Source organism: Streptomyces poonensis (assembly GCF_014650915.1).
GTDB classification, from domain to species: domain Bacteria; phylum Actinomycetota; class Actinomycetes; order Streptomycetales; family Streptomycetaceae; genus Streptomyces; species Streptomyces poonensis.
The window spans coordinates 21,172-27,383 of sequence record NZ_BMVW01000033.1 but is presented as its reverse complement, the minus strand read 5'-3'; the positions used below and the strand labels follow the sequence as shown (position 1 = coordinate 27,383).

General features: G+C 68.8%; 7 protein-coding genes and 1 pseudogene. 5 read left to right on the top strand and 3 right to left on the bottom strand.

Annotation, left to right across the window (positions count from 1 at the left end):
- The coding region (locus IE242_RS37150) for a WCX domain-containing protein (protein WP_229860001.1) at positions 1-393 on the top strand (393 nt) is incomplete at its 5' end.
- Positions 394-617: 224 nt separating this feature from the next.
- Here IE242_RS37150 and IE242_RS37145 read toward each other — a convergent pair.
- Positions 618-1,486: pseudogene (locus tag IE242_RS37145) on the bottom strand (IS5 family transposase).
- A gap of 249 nt (positions 1,487-1,735) precedes the next feature.
- A complete protein-coding gene (locus IE242_RS37140; RefSeq protein WP_189867483.1) occupies positions 1,736-2,491 on the bottom strand; it encodes a 2-phosphosulfolactate phosphatase in 756 nt (251 codons plus the stop codon).
- A 321-nt stretch (positions 2,492-2,812) separates the two neighbouring features.
- Between IE242_RS37140 and IE242_RS37135 the strand changes: the two genes are divergently transcribed.
- The gene (locus IE242_RS37135; RefSeq protein ID WP_189867482.1) at positions 2,813-3,031 is read left to right on the top strand and encodes a hypothetical protein; all 219 of its coding nucleotides are present in this window, start codon (positions 2,813-2,815) and stop codon (positions 3,029-3,031) included.
- A 96-nt stretch (positions 3,032-3,127) separates the two neighbouring features.
- Here the strand turns inward: IE242_RS37135 and IE242_RS37130 are convergent, their stop codons facing one another.
- Entirely contained in the window at positions 3,128-3,382 is a 255-nt protein-coding gene (locus tag IE242_RS37130) for a hypothetical protein (RefSeq protein ID WP_189867481.1), read from the bottom strand.
- A 218-nt stretch (positions 3,383-3,600) separates the two neighbouring features.
- On the opposite strand from IE242_RS37130, the gene IE242_RS37125 reads away from it, so the two are divergent.
- The 3 genes from IE242_RS37125 (at position 3,601) to IE242_RS37115 (ending at position 6,179) form a co-directional block, all read left to right on the top strand.
- Positions 3,601-4,269 (top strand): DUF4097 family beta strand repeat-containing protein, encoded by a 669-nt coding sequence (locus IE242_RS37125; protein ID WP_189867480.1) that lies wholly within the window; start codon positions 3,601-3,603, stop codon positions 4,267-4,269.
- A gap of 48 nt (positions 4,270-4,317) precedes the next feature.
- Positions 4,318-5,094, top strand: a complete 777-nt coding sequence (locus IE242_RS37120; protein ID WP_189867478.1) for an alpha/beta fold hydrolase — start codon at positions 4,318-4,320, stop codon at positions 5,092-5,094.
- Between the two features lie 431 nt (positions 5,095-5,525).
- Complete coding sequence (locus tag IE242_RS37115) at positions 5,526-6,179, top strand: hypothetical protein (RefSeq protein ID WP_189867476.1); 654 nt, start codon at positions 5,526-5,528, stop codon at positions 6,177-6,179.
- Positions 6,180-6,212 lie beyond the last annotated feature (33 nt).

The window sequence follows — 6,212 nt, the reverse complement described above, 5'->3', positions numbered from 1 at the left end:
CGATGGCGCGCGATGCGCATGGACCGGGTCCAGCCCCACCCGCCGACCCACACCCCCTTCGGCCGGCGGGACCTCCCGCACGGCGATCCCGCCGCCTTCGTCATGACCGCCCACGACCGCGGAGACGCCGCCGCCGCCGAATGGCCATGTCACGGCTCCGCCGTCCTCGCCCTGCCCGCCTCCACCGTCGCCCCGTTCGCCCCCGGCGGATCAACAGTCGAGTACGACAGCGAAACCACATGCCGCCTCACCCTCGGTGCATGGTCATGGCCAGGACTGGCAGGACTGCTTCTCACCTTCGACGCCGACATCAGCGACATCGAACCGGCCGAACTCCGGCAGGCCCTGCACTCCCTGCGCGCCCGGATCGACAGGGGACTCGGATCCGACTGACCTCGCCCGCCCGGCGCACCGTCCGCCGCCGCTACGCCGAGGGCCAGGAGTCCCTGGCCGACCTGGCTGCCGAGTACAGCGTCGGACGCTCCACCATCCAGCGTTCGTCCACGGGCCGGAGACCTCCAGATGGGGAGATCACAGACCGAAGCCGGATGTCACGCCTCGCTCATAATCATTCTCAATGTCTCCCGGGCGACGCGGTTGATGCAACGGCTCGGCTTTCATCCCGTGATGTGTATTTGGTCCGGTGATGTCGGGTTGCGCCAGGAGATGGTGTTCTCGCCGGTGAGGCGGCGGGCCATGAGGTCGGTCATGGCCGGGTGGATCATGGCTTCGGAGCGGGCGGGGAGGGTCTCGTAGTCGCGGGCCAGGCGGCGGTGGAGCATCAGCCAGCCGTAGGTCCGCTCCACCGCCCAGCGCTTCGGCATCGGGGTGAAGCCCCGGGCGCCGGGGGCGCGTTCGACGACTTCCATGTCGATGCCGAGGGCGGCGGCGTGCTCGACGAGGTGCTTGCGGTAGCCGCTGTCGACCCAGACCTTGCGCAGACCGGGGTGGACCGCGGCGACCTGGTCGAGCAGGCGGGTGCCGGCCACCGAGTCCTGCACGTTCGCGGCGGTGACCAGGACCGCCAGCAGCAGGCCGAGGGTGTCGGTGACGATGCTGCGCTTGCGGCCCACGACCTTCTTGCCCGGGTCGGCGCCCTGCCCGCGGGCGGGGACGCTGGTGGAGGTCTTGACGCTCTGCGCGTCGATCAGGCCGCCCGACGGCTGCGCGCTGTGCCCCTCCTGCTGCCGCACCAGCTCCCGCAGCAGGCCGGTGAGCCGGGCGAACACGCCGTCCGTCTGCCGCTTGGCGAAGTAGCTGTAGATCGTCTCCCAGGGCGGAAGTCGTGCGGCAGATGGCGCCACTGCGCCCCGGTGCGGTCGACGTACAGAATGGCGTTCATGATTTCCCGCAGGTCATGTTCGGGCGGCCGGGTGAAGGGCAGAGCCCGGCGGCGGCGTTCGGCCCACCAGGCGGACAGCACCGGTTCGATCACCTCCCAGCGCGCGTCGGACAGATCACTGGGGTACGCCCGTCGTGGCTGCATGGTCGGGGTGTACCGCGCGACGGCCGGGGCGCCCAGGCGTACGGCACTGCCGGCGGGAGCACGGCGCGGAACCGGGCGTCCTGGAATGGGACAGGTTTCAGCATGGAAGGGCGGCATTACGGACATTCGGCAAGCCTCATCCGTAGCGATGCCAATGCGATACCTCAAAAGCCTCTTCCGCCGCCGAGGCGATCCGGGATCAAACAGGCTTTACCTGCCCAAACGATCTCTTAGGTGACGATTCCCCGCCTAGTCAGTGGCGACGAACGCTCCGTCGACGAGGACGGGGACTACATCGCAAGCGTCTTGCTCTGTCGCGATGGCGACATCGTCTGCATAACCGCTGTTGATGAGCTCTTGGCCCGATGCACAGGCCGCGACAGTGGCACCCGCGTCTGTCACGCCGTCGAAAACCGCGGCCGCGATTGCCGCCTCCGGCGAGAGGTTGCTCCGGCCGAATCGGCGCAGTGCAGCGATCACGGATCCGGCGCCGAGGAGATCTTCGAGCGCGGGCCTGAGACTGCCGTCGGGCCAGCGCTCACCCGAGGCAACCACCAGTACAGGTTGCTCGGCTGTTCCATAGCCTCGACCTGCCACCCATCGGCCGACAGCAGTTGCGTTCCTCAGTGCCCCAGCAATCACCATCGCCTCCCCGGCCACGGCGGCGATGGTGGATCCATTAGGTGAAGGGAGCACCAGCCGCGAAGCGAAAGGAGCACGTCGCAGCGCAGCTGGTGACAACGACCACGGTGACGTCTCGCTGGCCATGCTCCGCCCCACGGCCAGCTGGGCCCCCACCTTGTCAGCGAAAGTCTCAGCGGTCTCGTCACGCCAGCGATAAGGGAACACCTGAGTCCCCGCCTCGACCGCAACCGTCACCGACGTCGTGAACGACAACACGTCGACGACGACAAGACAGGCGGTGTCTTGCGCAAGAATCTCCGCGCCGACTGGTCCCCACTCGAACCGCACGCCATGGTTTGCCTGCACGAACCAATCACCCATGAACGGAGATCATGCCAGAGCCTACCGAGTGGACTCCCCGGTCGGAGACTGTCTCCATCGACGCTGGGAAACCTTGATGCGGCCACTGTGATTTCGGGGGGGTGTAGTTGGGGTGTGGGGTGAGTTGTGGGCTGGGGTGCCGGAGGTTTTCTTGGACGGAGTGTCGGGGGATGGGGTGGGGGTCGGGAGGGTGACTGGTCTGGGGTGGTGCGGGGTTGTCGGGGATTGATGTTGGTGTGTTGAGGGCGATGGTCCGGGTGTAAAGACTCGGGTGGTGTTTTCGCAGGTCGGGTGTGCGTTCAGTGGTGGGTGGGGTCGGGGGTGGCATCCGCCCAGTACAGGGGCGGTGTCGAGGTCGCGGGCCGTCCAGCCGGCGGGTGCGTGGTGGTGGAGGAGGTCGTTGAGGAGGTGGAGGTAGCGGTCGTAGCGTCCGGGGGTGGCGGTGAGGGTGAGGCCGAGGGTGTTGAGGGTGTGCTGGACGCGGCGGTCGTAGACGGCCGTCCGCCGGGGTGCGGCGGCGGTGAGGACGGCGGAGTTTGAGGACTCCCCGCACCTGGTCCAGGCCCTCGACCAGGTGGTCCGCAAGCTGGGCGGGACCGCGAGGCGGTGGCGCTTCGACCGGATGGTCACGGTCTGTTACCCCTCCAGCGGGCAGGTCACCGCGTCGTCCGCGCCCAGGCGGCGCAGGATGGCAAGCCCCGGGCCGAAGCAGCCGCGGCCGTCGGCGTCAGACTGACGACGCTCCAGCGGTGCATCTCCGCTGGCCACCGCGTACGCAGCAGCAGCGGGGCCACCACCGGCGGTGAGCTGCCGGTGCTGCGGGCCTGCCTGGTCGTCGCGCCTGCAGCCGCCGAGCGCGAGCGGCGCGTCATCGTCACGGTCACCGTGCACCGCCGAGGACGGGGGGAGATCCTCGGCGTCGCTGCATTCACTTCCAATAGATTGCAACGAACGATGCACCCTCTGTTGCATTAGCTCGGAGGTTGTTGCAACGATTTATTCGCTGTGATCTGCGCAGATGCTACTTGGGCGCAACGACGCTGTTGCCTGACATGCGAACGCAACGTAGCGTTTCCGGTGTCAGAAACGGCAAGGCGAAGGAGAGCGTGATGCTGAAGTTCGACACCCCCGCCCCAGTTGCGGCCGTGCTGGACGTCCCGGCGGGTCGGATCCGGTTCATCGCCGCCGACCGGGCGGACACCGCGGTCGAGGTGCTGCCCGCGGACGCCTCGCGGGGCCGCGACGTGAGGGCGGCGGAGCGGACCGAGGTTGCCTACGCTGACGGCGTCCTGCGGATCAGCGCCCCGGAGGCGAGGAACCAGTACTTCGGCCCGTCCGGGTCCGTCGAGGTGACCGTCCGGCTGCCCGCCGGCTCCCGCGTCGAGGGCAGGTTGTCCGGCGCCGAACTCCGGGTGGTCGGACGCCTCGGCGACGTCGCCTTCGAGGGCACGCACGGCTCGGTCGAGATCGACGAGGCCGCGAGCATGCGCCTCACCGCCGCCGGTGACGTCGTGGTCGGCCGCCTGGGCGGGCCCGCGGAGATCAGCACGCAGCAGGGCGACATCCGCATCGCCGAGGCGGTGCGCGGCACGGTCGTGCTGCGCACCCAGATGGGCGACGTGTCCGTCGGCGCCGCCCACGGCGTCTTGGCCGCGCTGGACGCCGGCACCGGCCACGGCCGCATCCACAACATACTGCGGAACGCCGACGGCCCCGCCGCCGGCCTGACCATCCACGCGACCACCTCCTGCGGCGACATCACCGCCCGCAGTCTCTGAAGCAGCACCGCCATCGCTACCTTTCCTTATCGATCCCGGAGGGCATTAATGTCTCGCCACCTCAGCGTCTCCGTCGCCGACACCGTGCTGGACGCCAACGACACCGAGGGCAACGGCCACCCGGTGCTGCTGCTCAACGGCATGTACGCCACCCAGCGCTACTGGAAGGGGGTGCTGCCCCTGCTGACCGGCCGGTATCGCGTGGTCACCTTTGACGGGCGCGCTCGCGGCAAGTCGGGCGCCTCCGGCGACTACTCCTTCGCCGGCTGCCTGGACGACATCACCGCCGTCCTCGACGCCACCGGCCTGAAGCGGCCGATCCTCGTCGGCTGGTCGCACGGCGCGGCACTCGCCGTCCGGTACGCCGCCCGGCATCCGAACCGGGTCGCCGGCGTGGTCTGCATCGACGGTGCCTACCCCATGGCACCCATCGACGACGCCTTCCGGGAGCGGGTCCGCAAGCTGTTCAGGCGCAACGCGGTCCCCATCAAGATCCTGGCCGCGCTCGGCCTCGGCTCCCGCATGTCGGCGGCACAGGCCGCCGAGGCGAACATCGAATTCAACGAGGTGCTCGGCGGATTCGCCGCCGATTACGCACAGATCAGCTGCCCGGTGGCGTTCATCAAGGCCAGCGGGAAGCACATGGGCGCCACCGAGGAGGAGGTACGCACGATGCGCGCCAACCTCGACCCCATCATGGCGAGCAACCCCAACGTCACCGTCTTCGCGACCGTGCCCTCCAACCACAGCCGGGTCGTCGCCAAGCACCCCGACACCATCGCCGCCGCCGTCGACACCATCGCGAGCCAGGCATTGCACCCCTGACATGCGGCCGTTGTCAGTTACCTATCTAGTTGCAACATGCAGAGGATTCTGACCTGCGATGCGGCAGTTCTACCGACAGGGATCTGCGGGTCTTCGAACTGCGACGATGTATACGGTCGGTGTGGATCATGCTGCTGGCCTGGGATGCGGCAGATAGATAGAGCAATGTTGCAACTGCACTGGAAAATACTCTGGTCGTGAGGGAGCGGGACCAGTCGGCTACTTGTTGTGTGCATGCCCATTAAGTGGCTGCCTGCTTGGTGCCTGGAAGAAGGGGCAACGGGGCCGGCTCCGGGTGCGGCTGGTTTCCGGCAGCTGGATCCGACTCGTCCGCACGAGACGATGGCCATCCGTTGTCAGGCCCCGCTCATCACCGAGCGGGGCCTTTCCCATACCCGCGCCCGGCTGCGGACCCCACGAAAGGCCTTCCCATGCCCGACCTTTCTCACGACCCCCTCTACCTCTGGCTCACCGGCCCGGCGCCCACCGCCCGCCGTGAGGCTGTCACCCCGGCGAGCATGCCCGCCCGACGGCCGCGCGCGGCTACAGCCGCCGACATCGCCGAGCGCGAAGGACTCGATCTCGGTGACCTGACCGCCTACCAGCGCCGCGGGCGGCGTCCCCGCCGGGGCCGGCAGCCGAAGGCCACGGTGCTGTCCACCGTGATCAGCCTCGCCACCGACCACGGCCTCCTTCCGCGCGAGACGGCCATCACTTACGGACGCCGCTGGGCAGCCTCACAGATCACCGAACCGCAGGAAGCCGCGGAATGGATCCGGCTGGTCGGCCTCGACGGCCTCGACCAGGCACTGAAACTGCGCGGACAGGGCATCACACCGGCCCAGGAGAAGGCCCGCCGCGCACGCGAGGAACAGGACCGGCTCGCGGCACGCGCCGTCGAGGATTGCCAGTGGGCCGAACTGGCCACACGCTACCGCCCCGGCGTCGCCCGCCAGCTCCGGCTGGACGGCTGCACCCCGGACATGCTCGACCGCGTCATCAACGGCAAGACCGCCGATCAACTGCTCCGAGCGGGACGCCCCGTCCCCGTCATCATCAATGCTCTGCGTGCAGCCGACAACTGACGGCTGCACGGCGGCCGTCTCCCCCTGCCTCGC